This window comes from Morganella sp. TYF_1, from assembly GCF_043105645.1.
GTDB classification, from domain to species: domain Bacteria; phylum Pseudomonadota; class Gammaproteobacteria; order Enterobacterales; family Enterobacteriaceae; genus Morganella; species Morganella morganii_B.
On the sequence record NZ_JBICLU010000026.1, the window covers coordinates 727,876 to 743,405 of the forward strand.

21 protein-coding genes are annotated in these 15,530 nt (G+C 49.3%); 3 read left to right on the plus strand and 18 right to left on the minus strand.

From position 1 onward, the window contains the following. Window positions 1-219 precede the first annotated feature (219 nt). A complete protein-coding gene (locus ACF8OF_RS16795) occupies window positions 220-906 on the minus strand; it encodes an outer membrane protein (protein WP_392497180.1) in 687 nt (228 codons plus the stop codon). A 473-nt stretch (window positions 907-1,379) separates the two neighbouring features. Here ACF8OF_RS16795 and uraH point away from each other — a divergent pair, with 473 nt between their 5' ends. The 3 genes from uraH (at window position 1,380) to ACF8OF_RS16810 (ending at window position 2,926) form a co-directional block, all read left to right on the plus strand. Then, window positions 1,380-1,787, plus strand: a complete 408-nt coding sequence (uraH, locus tag ACF8OF_RS16800) for a hydroxyisourate hydrolase (protein WP_274370843.1) — start codon at window positions 1,380-1,382, stop codon at window positions 1,785-1,787. Between the two features lie 148 nt (window positions 1,788-1,935). Further along, complete coding sequence (locus ACF8OF_RS16805) at window positions 1,936-2,154, plus strand: hypothetical protein (RefSeq protein WP_392497181.1); 219 nt, start codon at window positions 1,936-1,938, stop codon at window positions 2,152-2,154. Between the two features lie 265 nt (window positions 2,155-2,419). Beyond that, window positions 2,420-2,926, plus strand: coding sequence for a DapH/DapD/GlmU-related protein (locus tag ACF8OF_RS16810; RefSeq protein WP_392497182.1), 507 nt, complete (start codon window positions 2,420-2,422; stop codon window positions 2,924-2,926). Here the strand turns inward: ACF8OF_RS16810 and ACF8OF_RS16815 are convergent, their stop codons facing one another. The 17 genes from ACF8OF_RS16815 to ACF8OF_RS16895 form a co-directional block, all read right to left on the minus strand. Beyond that, window positions 2,927-4,159 carry a phage baseplate protein gene (locus ACF8OF_RS16815; protein WP_392497183.1) on the minus strand — a complete coding sequence of 411 codons (1,233 nt, stop codon included), beginning with the start codon at window positions 4,157-4,159 and terminating at the stop codon, window positions 2,927-2,929. 6 nt (window positions 4,160-4,165) lie between these two features. Further along, a complete protein-coding gene (locus ACF8OF_RS16820; protein ID WP_262861303.1) occupies window positions 4,166-4,828 on the minus strand; it encodes a DUF2612 domain-containing protein in 663 nt (220 codons plus the stop codon). Beyond that, on the minus strand, window positions 4,825-6,012 hold the full coding sequence (locus tag ACF8OF_RS16825) for a baseplate J/gp47 family protein (protein WP_392497184.1): 1,188 nt from the start codon (window positions 6,010-6,012) through the stop codon (window positions 4,825-4,827). The genes ACF8OF_RS16820 and ACF8OF_RS16825 overlap by 4 nt, the downstream gene beginning before the upstream one ends. After that, on the minus strand, window positions 6,005-6,349 hold the full coding sequence (locus ACF8OF_RS16830; protein WP_392497185.1) for a hypothetical protein: 345 nt from the start codon (window positions 6,347-6,349) through the stop codon (window positions 6,005-6,007). The genes ACF8OF_RS16825 and ACF8OF_RS16830 overlap by 8 nt, the downstream gene beginning before the upstream one ends. After that, a complete protein-coding gene (locus ACF8OF_RS16835; protein ID WP_025152613.1) occupies window positions 6,346-7,038 on the minus strand; it encodes a Gp138 family membrane-puncturing spike protein in 693 nt (230 codons plus the stop codon). Before ACF8OF_RS16835 ends, ACF8OF_RS16830 begins: the two co-directional genes overlap by 4 nt. 13 nt (window positions 7,039-7,051) lie before the next feature. Continuing rightward, a complete protein-coding gene (locus ACF8OF_RS16840; RefSeq protein WP_392497186.1) occupies window positions 7,052-7,867 on the minus strand; it encodes a baseplate hub protein in 816 nt (271 codons plus the stop codon). Then, window positions 7,860-8,153, minus strand: coding sequence for a phage baseplate plug protein (locus tag ACF8OF_RS16845; protein WP_135052097.1), 294 nt, complete (start codon window positions 8,151-8,153; stop codon window positions 7,860-7,862). Before ACF8OF_RS16845 ends, ACF8OF_RS16840 begins: the two co-directional genes overlap by 8 nt. Next, on the minus strand, window positions 8,150-8,689 hold the full coding sequence (locus ACF8OF_RS16850) for a phage baseplate protein (RefSeq protein WP_262861307.1): 540 nt from the start codon (window positions 8,687-8,689) through the stop codon (window positions 8,150-8,152). Before ACF8OF_RS16850 ends, ACF8OF_RS16845 begins: the two co-directional genes overlap by 4 nt. Beyond that, on the minus strand, window positions 8,686-10,824 hold the full coding sequence (locus ACF8OF_RS16855) for a hypothetical protein (RefSeq protein WP_392497187.1): 2,139 nt from the start codon (window positions 10,822-10,824) through the stop codon (window positions 8,686-8,688). Before ACF8OF_RS16855 ends, ACF8OF_RS16850 begins: the two co-directional genes overlap by 4 nt. Before the next feature lie 82 nt (window positions 10,825-10,906). After that, window positions 10,907-11,365, minus strand: a complete 459-nt coding sequence (locus tag ACF8OF_RS16860) for a hypothetical protein (RefSeq protein ID WP_262861309.1) — start codon at window positions 11,363-11,365, stop codon at window positions 10,907-10,909. 40 nt (window positions 11,366-11,405) lie between these two features. Then, the gene (locus ACF8OF_RS16865; RefSeq protein ID WP_392497188.1) at window positions 11,406-11,858 is read right to left on the minus strand and encodes a phage tail fiber protein; all 453 of its coding nucleotides are present in this window, start codon (window positions 11,856-11,858) and stop codon (window positions 11,406-11,408) included. Window positions 11,859-11,867: 9 nt separating this feature from the next. After that, window positions 11,868-13,355 (minus strand): DUF3383 domain-containing protein, encoded by a 1,488-nt coding sequence (locus ACF8OF_RS16870; protein WP_392497189.1) that lies wholly within the window; start codon window positions 13,353-13,355, stop codon window positions 11,868-11,870. 9 nt (window positions 13,356-13,364) lie between these two features. Continuing rightward, entirely contained in the window at window positions 13,365-13,880 is a 516-nt protein-coding gene (locus ACF8OF_RS16875; RefSeq protein ID WP_262868209.1) for a phage gateway protein, read from the minus strand. Next, window positions 13,870-14,238 (minus strand): phage collar protein, encoded by a 369-nt coding sequence (locus ACF8OF_RS16880; protein WP_262868210.1) that lies wholly within the window; start codon window positions 14,236-14,238, stop codon window positions 13,870-13,872. Before ACF8OF_RS16880 ends, ACF8OF_RS16875 begins: the two co-directional genes overlap by 11 nt. Beyond that, complete coding sequence (locus ACF8OF_RS16885; RefSeq protein WP_392497190.1) at window positions 14,238-14,696, minus strand: hypothetical protein; 459 nt, start codon at window positions 14,694-14,696, stop codon at window positions 14,238-14,240. The genes ACF8OF_RS16880 and ACF8OF_RS16885 overlap by 1 nt, the downstream gene beginning before the upstream one ends. Next, the gene (locus ACF8OF_RS16890; RefSeq protein ID WP_392497191.1) at window positions 14,693-15,121 is read right to left on the minus strand and encodes a DUF4054 domain-containing protein; all 429 of its coding nucleotides are present in this window, start codon (window positions 15,119-15,121) and stop codon (window positions 14,693-14,695) included. The genes ACF8OF_RS16885 and ACF8OF_RS16890 overlap by 4 nt, the downstream gene beginning before the upstream one ends. A 9-nt stretch (window positions 15,122-15,130) precedes the next feature. Further along, on the minus strand, window positions 15,131-15,484 hold the full coding sequence (locus ACF8OF_RS16895) for a hypothetical protein (RefSeq protein WP_392497192.1): 354 nt from the start codon (window positions 15,482-15,484) through the stop codon (window positions 15,131-15,133). Window positions 15,485-15,530 lie beyond the last annotated feature (46 nt).

Sequence of the window (15,530 nt, forward strand, 5' to 3'; positions counted from 1 at the left end):
GAATCCTGCAAAACAGATATGTCTATATTTATAGAGGTGTTATTAACAATAATATTTTTATTGGTATGTGACAGGGCATGTCAGGTCTGATTGTTTACAGGCAGGTCGTTGAATCGAATGGTCAACATTAAATATAATTCTGGCAGCGGCAATCAAAAATAGCTAACAAAAGTTAGCTATTCTTATGACATAACCGATGAGGTAAACACGATAAAAATATCAGAATAAATATCTGATGCCAAATGTAAGTTCTTGTGATTTAAGGTGTGCTTTCATTTGTTCGTCTTGTAAGCCCCGGGCATTCGCAAAACGGTTCATTCCGCTCTCAGTTTTTCCTAAATCGACGTAACGGTAACCTAAGTCAAAATTAAGTTTGTCGATAGGCTCATAGCTGAAACCTGCACCAAGAGAATACGCTAAATTAGTATCGGTATTACCAGCATATTGGCGTGTCGTATTCCCTTGCCATCCTGATGATTTCACTTTTGCAATACCGATACCTACAGTGCCATAAACAGAAATTCCCTGATAAATTTCATAGTCACGGTAAGCATTTAACATCAAACGCTGTGATTCTGTTTTATGGTGATTAAAACTAGCCGGAAAAGCCGTTGAACCACTGGTGTACTCTGCTTTTTTATTAAACGTATACTCAGCTTCTGTCCTCCAGCCATTACCATACTGATAACCCGCAGCAAGTGATGCATTATAGAAATCATCCTTATCATCACCAGAGACAAACTGACCAATACCAGGCCTGCTACTGGTATCCATACTGTCTGCTTTTTGCCATACCTTAGAAAGTCTCGCAGCACCATAATAACCTTCATTACTGGTTGATGCTAAAGCACTTCCCGTTGTGCATCCAAACATTAACCCTATTACTAATAGATTTAATTTATTCATGTTATAGTTCCTTTATGTTAGCATCTTGTCCGAAATTATCGCAAAATATAAACATAAGTAAATGCTTCCGGATAATCGTGAGAGCATATTCGGATAATTCTGCGGGAAGCTGATTATTGCCGGGTTTTCCGCATCGTTGGTTCACCATTCCTAAAAACTCATCAGCACAGTAGCGGACTATAACTGACCCGCACTTGCGCAGGCGTTATCCCCCTCACCTAATCCCCCTGCTGTTTTATATGCAGCTGTCCGGTTCAGTTGGCATTCTTTTTTCTGCGCAGTGTACACTTTATTTTGCACGTTTTTTTTCGCCGGCTATCACATATAAACTCATATTTAACGCATGTTAATAATTTGATTAGTTATAATCGCTGATATTCAAGATGACAAAATTGTAATCCTTTTGTAAGGATATATAGCCAATAAAAATAGTATAATTCCAGCGAATATCGCAAATACAATAGGATTATTTAATGAAAAAAAATATATTATCAGTCTTTTTATACTCTTCATTAATTCTACCCGTTACAGGTTTTGCTTCTGACCTTTTAAGTGTGCATATACTGAATCAACAATCAGGGACTCCGGCAAGCAACGTCAACGTAGTACTGGAGCAAAAACAAGGCGAACGCTGGCATGTTTTGAACACTGCAAAGACAAATAATGACGGTAGAATAAAAAAACTCTGGCCAGACAATATCAATGAAGAAAAAGGAATATACAGGGTTACATTTAAAACCGGTGATTATTTTAAAAGTAACAATTTAAATAGCTTTTTCCCTGAAATTCCTGTCGAGTTCAACATAGAGGATACAAGCCAGCATTATCATATACCACTATTATTAAGCCAATATGGATACTCTACCTATCGTGGGAGTTAATATACAAATTACTTATTGATAAATAATTTACCCGCCCGGTATTTTCACCGGGCTAAATAGTTATAAGTGCTATAACTATTTAGCAATGAACAGCGGTTCTGTCTCTCGTATTGCCCGCTTATCATGATTGCAGTCAGCAATGTATTTCATGGCAATGGAAGGAACGCTGCTGGAGCAACAAACAATATCCGGGCATAAAAGCATTACTCAGACAGTCAGATATGACAGGAAAATTCAGGTTGTTCCGGTCGTCGGCGGCCAAAAACAGAACAAAACAAGGGGATTAATAGCGAAAGTTAATAGCAAAACAGTAGTGAAGTGTGATCCAGGGCACAAAAAATCGACCATAAAGGTCGCTCTCTTTTAACTCTAACTCACTGATAAATCAATGAATTTCTGTATGGTGCCCAGGGCGGGACTTGAACCCGCACAGCGTTGCCGCCGAGGGATTTTAAATTCATTGCTTATTATCTAAATATCAATTAGTTACCATCGATATTCACAATAACAACTTATGTTCCATATCAACAAAATCAATGTAGTAGACTAAAATTCAATATGATATTGTGAAATCAAAACGTATGATAGCACTGAGGTGTACGTACACGTAAAGTCGTCACAGGAAATTATAAATGTTGAAATATCTTTATTATTTATTAAAAAACAAAATAACGCCACGCCAAGCGGTAATATTTTTTAATACTTCAACATTATCCAGAAGGAAAAGAAACTCGATATTAATAAAATCCGGCTTCCATACAGAAAAAAACGCTTCAATTACATCCCCTATATATTTTGAATTCGGAAATGTAAAATTAATTGGTGATGTATTCATTAACGCAAATTGTAATTTTTTAGATAACGCATTAATTACAATAGACGATAAAACAATGATTGGCCCCAATGTGACTATATGCACAGTTAATCATTTTGCTTCCCCCGAAAAAAGACATGAAGACAACATAATACAACCAGTCAAAATCGGTAAAAACGTTTGGATAGGTGCAGGAGCTGTAATTTTACCCGGAGTTACCGTCGGAGATAACAGTATTATTGCGGCAAATAGTGTTGTTAACCGCAACGTGCCAGCTAACTCTCTCTATGCCGGAACTCCTGCACGTTTTATCAAAATGTTATGATTACTCTATCCTGTACCACCCCATGAGCATGATATAAGCATTAATAACTGATACTGACGAGCCATTACCTGTATTCCCAGTTGTACCTGATATGGTGTGTGTGTGTGCTCCGATAGTAATATTGTGAGTATGCGCTCCCGCACTCGAAGTTGTTCTGGTATTCCAACCAGAATTAGAATTCCCTCCTACATCATATCCACTACCCGTATTGTAATTAAGAGTTGAATACGGATGCGTATGCGCGCCGCCGCTGGTTGACGTCTTCGTCCCATAGTCAAAGCTTGATGTAGACCCTGAGAAGCTATGGCTGTGCGCCGGTAAATGTGCGGTTGTCAGTGTCACGCTGTCACTGCCGCCGCTGCTCAGAACATTATTACCGCTGCTGTTTGCCAGCCGGATGGTTTTGTTTTCCCCGATGTATGACCACTTGGTGCCCGGAAACAGGCTGTTCGGGTTCTTGTTCTGCGCAAACCAGATCACCACACCAACAGGGTAAATGGTATCGATATTAACGGCGTTTTTCAGTGCATCGGTGATCCCTTTCTGACTTATAGTACCTGTTGTCGATGTCCCAGTTGTCTGAAATACTGACGTTTTATCAAGTTTCTTTTCCAGGTCAGCGGTGAAAGCATAGTCCCCTGCCGGTGCATAGTTCCCTTTTGCCTGATACCGCTGATCCCCCTCTGCTTTGGTGTAGCTTTCACCTTTCATGGCGTAATTACCCGCCGGGGCGTAGTTGCCTTTCGGCTGATAATTAGTATCAGACTCCGCTTTTGAATAGCTATAACCTGCGACCTGATAATTACCCAACGGCTGGAATTTTTTATCTGCATCACCTTTGGTGTATACGTCAATATCACCGGCGGTCAGGTCGGCTTTCAGTTCCGTCCATGCGGTACCGGCAGCCGGTTCGGTCTTATTATTTTCAATCTTTGACTGCCAGGCTTTTTTATTGTGATACACGATACTGCGGATAGCGTAGGGTTTACCCTCCTCCGCCCATACCGGCATACCGAACGCCTGTATTTCCCCGACAGCACCGGTAATATCATGGAAAAGACTGTTCATCTTCTCGCGTTCGATATCTTTGGCGGCCGGATCCGTCGCCTGGTCACGTTCATAATCGTAACCGTAGCCCTGAGTGTAAGACAGTGAGCCGTCTGCCTGCACTTCATCAGGCACAGCAGTGCGATCCCCCTGTGTCGCAAAGGGGATTTTAAATATTTTTGTCATGAGGGATTATTCTCCGAAGTTACTTTCCAGGAAGTTTTTACGGTATTCGCCGTGACCGAAGGCTTTTTTCGCCACGATACGGTATTTGACACCCACGCCGGACGGGCGCGGCATCAGATCGAAGTTTTCCAGCAGAACGCGCAGACGCTCATCCGGATTAAAGTTGAAGACATAGTACATATACGTCATATCAAGCGGATCCAGCACAAAGACTTTACTGTCCTCATTCCAGAAAAAACGCTTCAGAAATTCATTGATATTGGTGACCGTCGGGCTTTGGGTCAGATTAAAGTACCGCATCCGGATAATCAGCCGTTTCTGCTCCGGTGTCAGCGACAGGGTGTAATCGGCATTACGCCGGAAATTCGCCCGGAAATTGGCTTTCTTCTTCCCGAATCCGATGCCGATTTTGGCTTTGTCACTCGGCGGGATATCAATCCCCAGCGGAACATCGAGGATACGGGACCATACCGACAGACCGAAATCACTGGCCGTATCGATATTAAACACATCACGGTACCAGTTCTGCCAGAAGCTGACGGTTGACCGTTCAAACCAGTCCGATTTATACCGAGCCAGCGCTTTCATATTATCCGCCCCTTCGTACTGCCACAGGATCGCCCTCAGAAGGTCGGAGTGAAATGTTAACTGCTGAATAGTCTGTGTCATACAAACACCACCTGCACCGCACTGCGGCTGATTCTGGCAACCTCAGTCAGCTTTACCGGGTAAGTATCGGATGACCAGTCCGTACCGTTGACTGACAGTTCCACCCGTGTGACAAACAGCCGGGGTTCCGAAACGTTAATACCGGCCGATATTTCAAACGGAGAGACTTCACGACCGACAACCAGCCCGCCATCCCCTTCTGTTTCGCCCCGGGCCCATGACTCAACCGCCGCCGGAATAACCGTCTGTGCGTCCAGTGATGTTTTTTTCACTGTCACGCGGCAGAACAGGACAATCTCTTTTGCCCGGTCAAATTTTACGGTATAGGTCTGTCCGCTGACCGGCTCCGGTACTTCAACCTCCTCACTGCCGTTGAAAGCCGCCCCGATTGTTTTGGTGCGCAGCAGAGCGCGGGCAATTTCCCCGCTTTCCCCGCCTTCAACACACACGTATACGCTGTGCGGTACCAGCGTTATGCTGTCAAAAACCATCGGGGTATCGGTATAATTTTCGCGGTATGCCAGCGAGCGGACGCCTTCCAGCTCATATAACGCGGAGGTAATCGCCTCACCGACACTGACGGTATTCTTTGCCAGCGTCAGTTTCCGGCGGCGGCGGGACTGTAAATCAGATTCGGCAACACGCCCTAATACCGCACTGGTCGGGTTGGATACCGTTTCCCAGCCGAGAACCGAACTTGCCACCGTGTTTAATTTACCGGCCGGACACTCAACAGGCCCGGTTTCAACCGCCCGCAGATCGCCGGTTATTTTCCCGTCTTTACCGATAATCAGCGTTTTTGTGGTAGCGAACTGCTTACTGGCCTGCGTTTCAGCCAGTGAACCTTTCGGTATGATAGTTCCGGGGACGCCGCCGAATTCAACCTGCGTCAGTATCGACTGAGTGGCGTCCCAGCGCTGACCGCCCATCAGCGCCCAGATGGCGTCCAGAAAAACCCCTCCGGCAATGTCAGGGTTAATCTGGTTTGCCAGTTCCGCATTATTGCGGATTACCGCATCACGGTTTTCCGTTTCCATTGTAATCAGCGCCCCCTGCGGGGTTTCCGGGGATATAACCAGATCCTGACCAAATACGGATTTAAATTCGTCCTCAACAGCCGTCCGCAGATCTGCGGTATCCGGAATAATCACGCCGGATGAGGTAATGTATTTATAGTCAGCCATTTAATGTAATGCTCCCATATTCTGTCTGCAGAACAGCCACATAATTCAGTTCATTTTCGTTCAGCGTGGCCCTGAATGACACAACGGCGGTCACCTGCGGAATTTCCCGCATTCGCTCACGGAATGCGGATTCAAACAGCGGCAGATCCGCCTGCCGCCCGAAGGTGGTTTTCCAGTACGGAATTCCTTTATCCAGTTTATGCAGCATTTCCCCGCGCAGCGCTTTCACATACTGCGCACAAACGTTTTTTACCGCCGGTTCACCGCTGACAATGGTAAGATTGCCGTCATTTCCGATGAACAGGTCGTTATTGCTGTTTACATCAAAGGTCTTCATACCGGCTCTCCTGAATCCTCATTACCCCGCTGGATACCGCTGTGTTTGTGCGTTGAACCGATATCTTTACCGTTATGCTTCAGGGTACCGCCGTCTGAATCACTGTTGCCGTTTACGGCGTGGTTGCCGTTGACGGTCACATTGCCGGTGTAAATGGTTTCCGGTGCATTAACCTCAAATAATGGTGTATCCAGTACCGCTTTATCCGCATGCAGGGATAAACACACCGAACCATCCGTTGACTGCACAACCAGTGCGTCTGCGTTTTTTCCGTCGATCACCCAGCCTTTGAGCGTGTCAGGGAAAAACATGGCATCACTGAATGTATGCAACCTGGCCGTATTCGGTTCATCCTCCAGGCCGCCGCGCTGAAAAATCAGGCTGATATCCCGGTCGTTCGCTTTCAGCCAGCCGAAGTCCCCCGGCTTTACCGGCATCCGGATAAAGAACCCGCCGCCGCCAAACCGGAATACCGGGATATTAGGCAACGCACCACGCCCGATCCGCTTCCCTTCTGTGGTAACCATCATTACCAGCGGTTTGATTACCGCCCGGTTTTCCTTATCGTCGTAACTCACAACCGTGGCGGGAAGCATGTCATCAACATTCATCAGCAGATTACGGAACGCAGCCATAAACTGCCCGGCGAGACTGCCGTCATTCGCCTGGTCACTGTTTGGTTTGTTCATTGTTTTGCCCGTGTCAGGCCCGTTTGCAGGTTGCCTGATAAAAGAAAGGATCGTCGTGTGAGGCAATATCGAATTTGAGCTGCTCGATAATGTAATCCCCGTTCAGGGCGGGGTTATATTTGCTGTCCAGACGCAGCATACCGCCGAGGGATGATTCGCCGTCGATAAGGTAAGTGACATCAACGCCTTTCTCCGTGGCTTTCGGTATACCGACCATGCCGCTTTTCTGGCTGAGGATCCGCAGTCTGCCGGAAAGTGCTTTATCACTGTCTTTGACATACAGCACATCATCATCAATGAACGCTTTTACATTTCCGGCTTCCTGCAACCGTTCAACCTGTTTCAGCGCCGAACCGCAAAAATACCAGTTCCCGATATTTTTATCCGTTGCCTGAAAATTCAGCGTCACGTTACAGTCACGGGCAATGTCAGCCGCAATCACACTCATTTTTGCCATCTGTTTACCCTCCGGTGACACAATGTCCCGGGCGCTGGCATTATTGGTTTTTGCTTTCAGTGTCAGCGTCACATCCGGTGGTGATGAGATTTCAGCACTGACAATATCGCCGGTGTAGATCCGGAAAATACCGGTACCGGCACGACCGGCCTCAACAATAATCCGGGGTGAGGATTTATTCCCGGCAAACGGACTGGTTTCGGTCAGCAGCATGGTACGGGTTTCCGCGTTCAGTCCGTCTATATTCACCGTGCATTCGTTCTGCAGCGGATTGGCATATTTGGTGCCGCTGGCCCGGATGCGCAATCCCTCATACCACTGCATACGCCCGTTAAGTTCAATGCCGCAGCGGATCCGGCGCAAATCAATCATCGCTCCCCCAATAAATCAGTGTTTGTGTTTTTTCAAACAGTTCCCACCACGGAAGTTCATCCCCCTCTGTCAGCAGGGCAAAATTACCGCCGTGAGTGAGATGGCGGTACGGTATCAGCGGCTGTCCCGGAATAATACGCATTCCCTGAACAATCACCCGGTCATCACACCGGATATCACAGCACATTACACGCCGCGCGGCTTTAATCGTCAGCTCCCATTCCCGCCCGTCCAGGGTAACCCGCAGACGCTGATTGGGAGCCGCATTCAGTGGTATGATTTTCATTCTCCCCCCACTTTTTCAGCCACCCAGTCAACACCTTTTGTCAGCGCGGACCCTTTTTTCTTCGTGGCAGTATCGGCCTCTTTTGTCTGGACTTTCCCCCTGTTTACTGTACTGCTCTGCTCTTTCTTCGCGACTTTACGCGGCGGCAGTTCACCGTATTCCGGCTCAACCGTCCGCCATTCGGTAAAGCGCAGGGAGAGTTTCACCGCGTCCGCCATATCCGGGATTTCATCGTGGTAAAAATTCACTATCAGCATCGGCTGATAGGTTTTTACCCGGGTCTGAATGCCGACAAGCTGATGCTGATCGTAAGCCTGCTGCATGGCTTCAAAGGCGTCTTTCGGTTCGCCGGTGAGTATCAGATCCATACCGATTTCTACTGGGTTAATCACAACGTGATCACTGCGGGTTTCACCGGATTCCACCTGGAACTGGGTTGCCTTATGCTCATCTCGGATACTCAGCTGCAGAGGGCTTACCGACTCAAACAGGGTGACAAAGGATTCCGTATCAAATATCTTCACTTCCGTAATCATTTACCCCACCCTGTATCTGTCTGATGCCCTAAATCCTGTAACTGAGAACCGAGCTCATCTTTGACCCCCGATGCCATACCCTGCGCATCCGTTGCCTGTGTTTCAACCTTAAGCTCACCGATACTGATGTTTGTTTCATTACTGGTGTTTGACTGATTACTGATCGCCTGACTGGTCATCGGATTCACCGGATTATTTGATACTCCGTACAGATGCGCGGTCATAGCCTGTGCCATTTTTGCCGCGTCCTCCTCACTGATAGTTTTCTCAGGCGGCATGTCGTACTCAATCTGCCCCTGTTCATTCACTGTGCGGTTAACGGTCTGGTCAACCTCAATATCATCATCACCGGCACCGAACCAGCTTTTAAAGGCCGCCCATCCCTCTTTAATCTTATTCAGCCCTTTGTTGATCCAGCCAAGGTAAGCTTCTATCTGTTTCCACAGCCATTTGAAAATACCAACCACCGCATTGGAGACGTTATCGAAAACCCCCTTAAAGCTTTTTCCCCAGTTCCCCAGACTTTTGATAAAACCGAGCAGCCAGTTCCACAACGATTTACCGGCGTCGATAATAAGATTGAAAGCATCAACTGCCGCTTTGCCGACAATAACGGCAACATCAATAATGAAATTAAACAGTTTTTTGAAAACGTCCCACAGCGCCAGAATGACGGCTTTCAGTCCCGGATATTTATCCAGTATCCGGCCAATCATCGAATCGTTGCCGTCGATAAAATTCATGATGTCGTCATATACCAGCGCAAACGCCGCTGCGAGCAGAGCAATGATTGCCACTATCGCGATAATAGGCCATGTGGCTGCAAGTGTGGCAGCCGCTGCCGCAATCATCGGCGGTACATAATAGGCGGCTATCGCAATACCTATCGCGATAAAAAATCCGGTGACCAGTGTTTTGTTTTCTTTGCAGAAGCCGACAAACTTATTAATCCATGTCAGCCCTTTGGCAAGTATCGGGATCACCATTTCCATGAAACTGTTTTTCAGCAGGCCGGAGGACTGTTCAAAACTGCGCATCGATTTATTAAACGATATTGACTGTTCAATACTGTCTTTCGTGATGCCGGAATATTCCTTCTGCGCCCCCATCATCCGTTCAAGCTCTTTGCGGCCTTTCATCATCAGTTCGACAGTTTTATCATCCGACACACCGAGCGCTGACAACGTGGCTTTTGCCTTGTCGAACTTCATCCCCTGCACTTTGTCAGCCGTCCGCAGAATTTTCTCCATGGAGTTACCGGCAAATCCGAATGATTTCGCCATCGCTTCCATGTCTGACTGCGCCGCCTCACGGGTACCGCCGAGTTCAGCCATTGATCCGGCGAAGGCATCCACATCTGCCGTGGCAACATTGATTTTTTTGCCGAATTTATCCAGGGATTCAATTTCAGCAGCACGGGCAACAGATTCACCAACAAGGGCAGAAGCACTCATAAATAAACCGACTGCTGCCAGGGCTTTTTTGGCAAATCCGGCCACGGACTCCCCGGCCTTTTGGTATTGTGTATCCGTTTTGTTCAGTTCGTTCTGTACTTTTTTTTGTGTCACAACCTCATTGTTACCCGCTGTAACGCTGTTTTTACCGGCTTCCTCCGCAATCCGGCCAAGTTCACGGTAATCCCCCTGCAGGGCTTTAATGATGCCACCGGCCAGTTGCCGGACTTTATTACCGCGACTCTCCTCATCCGTCAGAACGGCGGTATCATTACTCAGTGCCGCCACCGCCTGAACCAGCGCCTGATACCCATCTTCCGCCCCTGCCAGAGCGGTTTGTGTATTCAGCCACCCGGCTTCGGTTTCACTCTGCTGTGTATTCAGATCCGACAATGCGCCGGTCACCGACTCCACCTGCGCTTTTACCGCCCCGGTCTGCTCTGCCACATCAGCCGCGTTCGTGGAAAAATCAACAGCGTGCTCACCGGACAGCCCCTGTAATGACTGCCAGAGTTCAGTGAACACCCCGCCGAGAGAATCAGCCCCCTGCTGCGCGGCAGTCTGCGCCTGCTTCATCCCGTCGATAATGTCATCCGTTGAACGCTGCACACGGTCAAAAGCACCATCAGCCTGCCGGGTATCAAATTCAAAGACCTGAACAAAGGTATCCATCAATGACATTATCGGTCCTTTGAAGCGGCCAGCGCTTCGTTGTAGCGGTTAATGATAGCGATTTCCCACAAGTCCATCGCTTCTTCCAGATCTACTGTGGTTTTGAGTTCGGTGAAGGTGGCGAATCCTTCGCTGATGATGACTGCAAAGAAGCCATCAGCGTTTTTATAACTGACGGGAGTGAACTGCCGACCTTGCTGATGAGGAAAGGCAGGAAGCCGGAGTTCCCGCCGGTCCCGAAAAAACTGGTGTTGTATTTCAGCATTTCCAGCTCAAGACGGATCAGGGATTCACCATCCGGTACGTGGTTATCAATCAGCGTCTGTGTCTTTAACGGGATTTCCTCACCGTCAGACACCGCGCACACATACGCCATCATTTTCAGCATGGCCTCTTTGCTGACCTCGTAATCCCCGATTTTCGGGGCATTCGACAGCGGATATTTGGCAAGGATTTCCCGGCCGGTCACGGCAGGCAGACGGCTGATGACAAATGTCTTTTCAATACCATCCACATCTTTAATCTGAACTTCTTTCGGTTTAATCAGCATGTTTTTTCCGTAAAAAAAGGCGGGACATGCCCGCCGGTGATTAACGATTACGTGTGGAATCAAAATCCTGAAACACAAAAGTGTACTGTTTTGATTTAAGACGCCCGGCACTGGCCGCAGAGTTACCCCGGCTGCCGTTGGTGATTTTGCCGTTACGGGCGGTGGTGGTGGAGCCGTCACCGTAAGAAGCCACTATAGTGATAATGTCACCGGCATGACGGCGGCCTTTCTTCGCCGTGTTGGCTTCCAGAAGAATCGACAGGTTCTGATCTTCCTCACTGCCGGGCAGCACGTTGATGGTGACAGTCTGCGGTGTGGGCGTTGACCAGCTCACCAGATTGCCGTTGATATCCATGCCGGTCTGGGCGATATCCACCGCCGGTAAATCCAGCGGATCCGCATCATCCGCAAACTGCGTGATAAAAATCCCGGAAGGGAATGTTTTGCTGGCCTGTACCACCAGTGCAAGGCCGGTTGCTGAAACATCATTCATATTTTATCCTTACACTAAATTGTGTGAACCTTCGACCTTCCGCACCCAGTCGCCCTTACCGTAAATCAGCACGTATTTCATCACGTACTCCGGTAACCCGCTTTCACCGGTACTTTCAACAATCTGTGCGTTGTACCAGTACCCTTTGTCCTGTACATCGTGCCAGGCCAGATCGTCACCGGACGCATCCGTCACCGCGATTTTCTGTACTTCCGTTAAGGTTTTACCGGCAAGAATGGTGCCGTTGTCCACAGCTTTGGTGACCGCACCGGCAATGACCATCAGTGCCCGGGCCTCACCGTCTTTGTTGGCCGGAATGCCGCGTGTTGCCAGTAACAGGCTGAACCACTGCTGCGCGATATAGGCTTTCAGCCACTGCTCATTGGCATGCACACTCATATCCGGCGGGTTGGAACTGCCGCCGCACAGGAAGCCGCGCTGATAAAAGCGGATCTGTGAACCGGCCACAGCGGTTTCGCCGTAGTAATTCACCCGCAGTTTATCGAAGCGGTCAGCATCCTGATCCGTGGTGACCTGCGCCGGGAATGTCACCCCGAGCTGACGGAACATATAGTTGGTGGTCGCGTTGGTACGGTCGTAATCCGTGGCGGCCATCACCGCCATCGGCAGCGCCTGGACAAACCAGCCGGTTTCCGTTTTCAGGTTCAGACCGGTTGATGCGGTGCCGATCAGCGCTGCGCTGAAATCTTCGGCATTGTCTTCTGTCACGCTCAGATGCAGCTGGTATTTCACGTTCTCCCCGGCAACATACTGTGCCAGCGTGACGGCCTGATCCAGCGACAGATCTGTCAGAAATGTGGCGCTGCCGAAGGAGTCAGAAACCTGCTCGGCAACTTTGAATGCCTCAAGCGGTGTCTGTGCCGGGTTACCTTCGGATGCGCGTCCGGCTGACAGCTCCATCGTATCCGCAAGAACGGAATACCCCACACTGACCGATGCACGTTCCTGCACACCGCCGCTGAGTTCAAATGCACTGTCGAGCGCGTTAAAGGTCAGATATGCCCCGGCAAACTGCGGTTCACTTTCGGCATTCAGTTTCGCCTGAATCAGTGAAGCGATATCGGCATACGATTTGGCTTCGGATAAATCGATATCTTTGTAGCTTTTGGTGACCTTGCCGAATGTCACTGACAACGTGCCGTCAGCAATCATTTTCAGATCAGCCAGAGCTCCGGCTTTTGCTCCGAACAAAGTCGGTGCCCGGCCAACCGGCTCGTAAGAGGCGATCTGCAGTTCTTTCGGTTTACTGACCGGGGCCGGACTGACATAGCTGAAATACTGCCGTGCGAACTGAGCCTCCGGAGAGTCTGCGCCCAGCAGGTCATCAACCTGACCGGATGCAAATTCCAGTACATGCCCGGCAGGAATTTTAGGATTGGTGGAAAATAACCGCGCCGTCAGCTTACGCATCGGCACGGCAGACGCGCCGATCACCGCTGACGCGATATCGACGTAACGGGTTTGTTTAATTGGCATAATAAAACCTTATATGCGGTGAATATCCGGGCACAGCGCGGTAACTGCAGCCGTTTCCGGACGGAGTGTGCGGGTATAAGTCACATTAAAATCAAAAGACGGGTTTTGTTCATAGTCTCCGCGATCATTAACGAAGTACGGCAGACGGATGCCGGTTGCGCGTTGCACACCTATCCCCTGCTTTCTCAGCGCTTCAGTAAACGGTAACGAATTAACGATCATCCGGACGACAGCTGTGATATCTTTCGCGGTGTAACCGCTGAATCCGGTGATAAATGCCTGCACCTGGAATGTTGTTTCGTACTGCTGTGCTTCCAGGTGACCGGCATCATTGCCCTGCGGGTTATAACTGCGTTTCTGCCAGCCCTGCGGATTTTCCCCTGCAGGAAAGAACATAACGAAATTATCTTCCCGCCCCTGTTTTGCTGACTGAAACCCTGCCCTGACCGGAATATCGATACCTGCCTGCGCCAGCTGTGCCAGAAGCTGTTTCCTGACAGCAATCTCAACATCGTTATCCGTCATGATTTCCTGCCTCAATACAGATAACCGACTTCCAGCCGTCCTGTGCATACCAGTCAGCATCCCCGGTCACATCGTAGCGTTTGCCGCCGAAGACCAGATAATCCGGTGAAGTTCCGCGCTGAATGGCGCTGATATCGTGAGACGTATACAAACGGCGGTATACCTGACTGGTGTCAAGCCCCATAGACTGAATGTCCTGAGTATCCACCGCCTGCCAGCTCCCGCGAACCTCAGCCGGGTCATAATACGTGTTCTGATCATGACCCCGCTCGTCAGGCTCCCGGCTTTTGAAGCGGTACCAGAGTACGGTTTGCTGCGGAACATACCGCGAGGCAATCCGGTGCAGATTTCCGAACATTATTTATCCTCCACGGCAAAAGTGACGGATTGCAGCATCAGACCGGAGTCAACCAGCGGTTTACTGGTGGCTTTCCCTTTGCTGTGACGCCGGGCACGGGCGGCTACCGTGGCATCCTCAAGCGGCGGTGTGGTGACCGATTTAATCACCATCTTCACGTCACCCGCCGCTTTTGCACCGACTTGTGTCAGTCCGTCAGTGATCGTGATATTGCCTTTCACTGCAGCTTTTACAGACCGGACAATCAGATTACTGTATTCCTGTTTGTGCTCTGTCATGGCCGGACGCATAAACGGGCGCGGCGGGATCCCCCCGGCCGGATAGCCGAGTTCCTGAATCGCCGCCACATACGCGACAGGTGTACCGTCCGGGTATTTTGAATGTGCAAAGAAGCCAACCTTAAGCTGTTTCTTTGCCAACTCGTCATACGCGGCTTTCAGTTGCGCCAGCTTTGTCACCGGTGACCTCCCCGTGTGAAGCGCCCGAACGCGCCGCGAAATGCCGCCCGTTCCCCGCCGCCGCCGTGGTAGCGCGGTACACTGCACCGTTTTATCAGCGCCAGAAACTGCTGGCCGTAGGTACTCATCTTGAACCAGTGCGACCAGTCGGAACCGGCAGGCGGCGCGGTGTAGGACACACTGACCTTATCTATCGTGACACTGGTCACGACACCGGTCGGTGATTCCCCGTCAGCAATACGGCTGTTCAGGTCGAGCATGTGCGCGACAACCAGCATCCACGCTGAATTTGTACAGACACCCCGGCACGGCGAAAAGTAATTCAGTGCTTCCAGTGCAATGATAAAAATTTCATCATCGGGCACCGCGGCAAAAGCCTTATAGATGGCACGGAAAGACACTAACGGAAAGTCGGTCGGGTTCACGGAACCCCCTTATTTTTTACTGTTCTTTTTGTCTTTGTTGCTGACCGGCGGCTCATTCCCCTCCGCAACCAGTTGTTCTTCGGTCAGCGGGGCGGATTTGTCGCTGGCTTCCATATCGGTTGCCACTTTATCCGGATCCTCTTTGCAGTTTTCCACCGCGATAAACCCGTTTTCTTTGTGCAGCTTAAAGACGTGGTTATTTTTGAGCTGCGCATACTGCTCATCACTGATTTCAGTCACACGGCCGCGCGGGGTGTACATGTGTTTGGTCATGACATTGGCCTGACCGGCGATAAATACCGGACCGTCCGGTGTGGCATAGTTCTGGTCGTTGGACAGGGTGCAATAGATATACAGAGACATAATTTCTCCCGGAAATAAAAAAGCCCTCCGCAGAGGGCAATGAGAC

Coding starts and splice junctions, on each gene's coding strand:
- ACF8OF_RS16795 (WP_392497180.1), bottom strand. CDS start 906: ATGAATAAATTAAATCTATTAGTAATAGGGTTAATGTTTGGATGCACA.
- uraH (WP_274370843.1), top strand. CDS start 1,380: ATGAAAAAAAATATATTATCAGTCTTTTTATACTCTTCATTAATTCTA.
- ACF8OF_RS16805 (WP_392497181.1), top strand. CDS start 1,936: ATGGCAATGGAAGGAACGCTGCTGGAGCAACAAACAATATCCGGGCAT.
- ACF8OF_RS16810 (WP_392497182.1), top strand. CDS start 2,420: ATGTTGAAATATCTTTATTATTTATTAAAAAACAAAATAACGCCACGC.
- ACF8OF_RS16815 (WP_392497183.1), bottom strand. CDS start 4,159: ATGACAAAAATATTTAAAATCCCCTTTGCGACACAGGGGGATCGCACT.
- ACF8OF_RS16820 (WP_262861303.1), bottom strand. CDS start 4,828: ATGACACAGACTATTCAGCAGTTAACATTTCACTCCGACCTTCTGAGG.
- ACF8OF_RS16825 (WP_392497184.1), bottom strand. CDS start 6,012: ATGGCTGACTATAAATACATTACCTCATCCGGCGTGATTATTCCGGAT.
- ACF8OF_RS16830 (WP_392497185.1), bottom strand. CDS start 6,349: ATGAAGACCTTTGATGTAAACAGCAATAACGACCTGTTCATCGGAAAT.
- ACF8OF_RS16835 (WP_025152613.1), bottom strand. CDS start 7,038: ATGAACAAACCAAACAGTGACCAGGCGAATGACGGCAGTCTCGCCGGG.
- ACF8OF_RS16840 (WP_392497186.1), bottom strand. CDS start 7,867: ATGATTGATTTGCGCCGGATCCGCTGCGGCATTGAACTTAACGGGCGT.
- ACF8OF_RS16845 (WP_135052097.1), bottom strand. CDS start 8,153: ATGAAAATCATACCACTGAATGCGGCTCCCAATCAGCGTCTGCGGGTT.
- ACF8OF_RS16850 (WP_262861307.1), bottom strand. CDS start 8,689: ATGATTACGGAAGTGAAGATATTTGATACGGAATCCTTTGTCACCCTG.
- ACF8OF_RS16855 (WP_392497187.1), bottom strand. CDS start 10,824: ATGTCATTGATGGATACCTTTGTTCAGGTCTTTGAATTTGATACCCGG.
- ACF8OF_RS16860 (WP_262861309.1), bottom strand. CDS start 11,365: ATGCTGATTAAACCGAAAGAAGTTCAGATTAAAGATGTGGATGGTATT.
- ACF8OF_RS16865 (WP_392497188.1), bottom strand. CDS start 11,858: ATGAATGATGTTTCAGCAACCGGCCTTGCACTGGTGGTACAGGCCAGC.
- ACF8OF_RS16870 (WP_392497189.1), bottom strand. CDS start 13,355: ATGCCAATTAAACAAACCCGTTACGTCGATATCGCGTCAGCGGTGATC.
- ACF8OF_RS16875 (WP_262868209.1), bottom strand. CDS start 13,880: ATGACGGATAACGATGTTGAGATTGCTGTCAGGAAACAGCTTCTGGCA.
- ACF8OF_RS16880 (WP_262868210.1), bottom strand. CDS start 14,238: ATGTTCGGAAATCTGCACCGGATTGCCTCGCGGTATGTTCCGCAGCAA.
- ACF8OF_RS16895 (WP_392497192.1), bottom strand. CDS start 15,484: ATGTCTCTGTATATCTATTGCACCCTGTCCAACGACCAGAACTATGCC.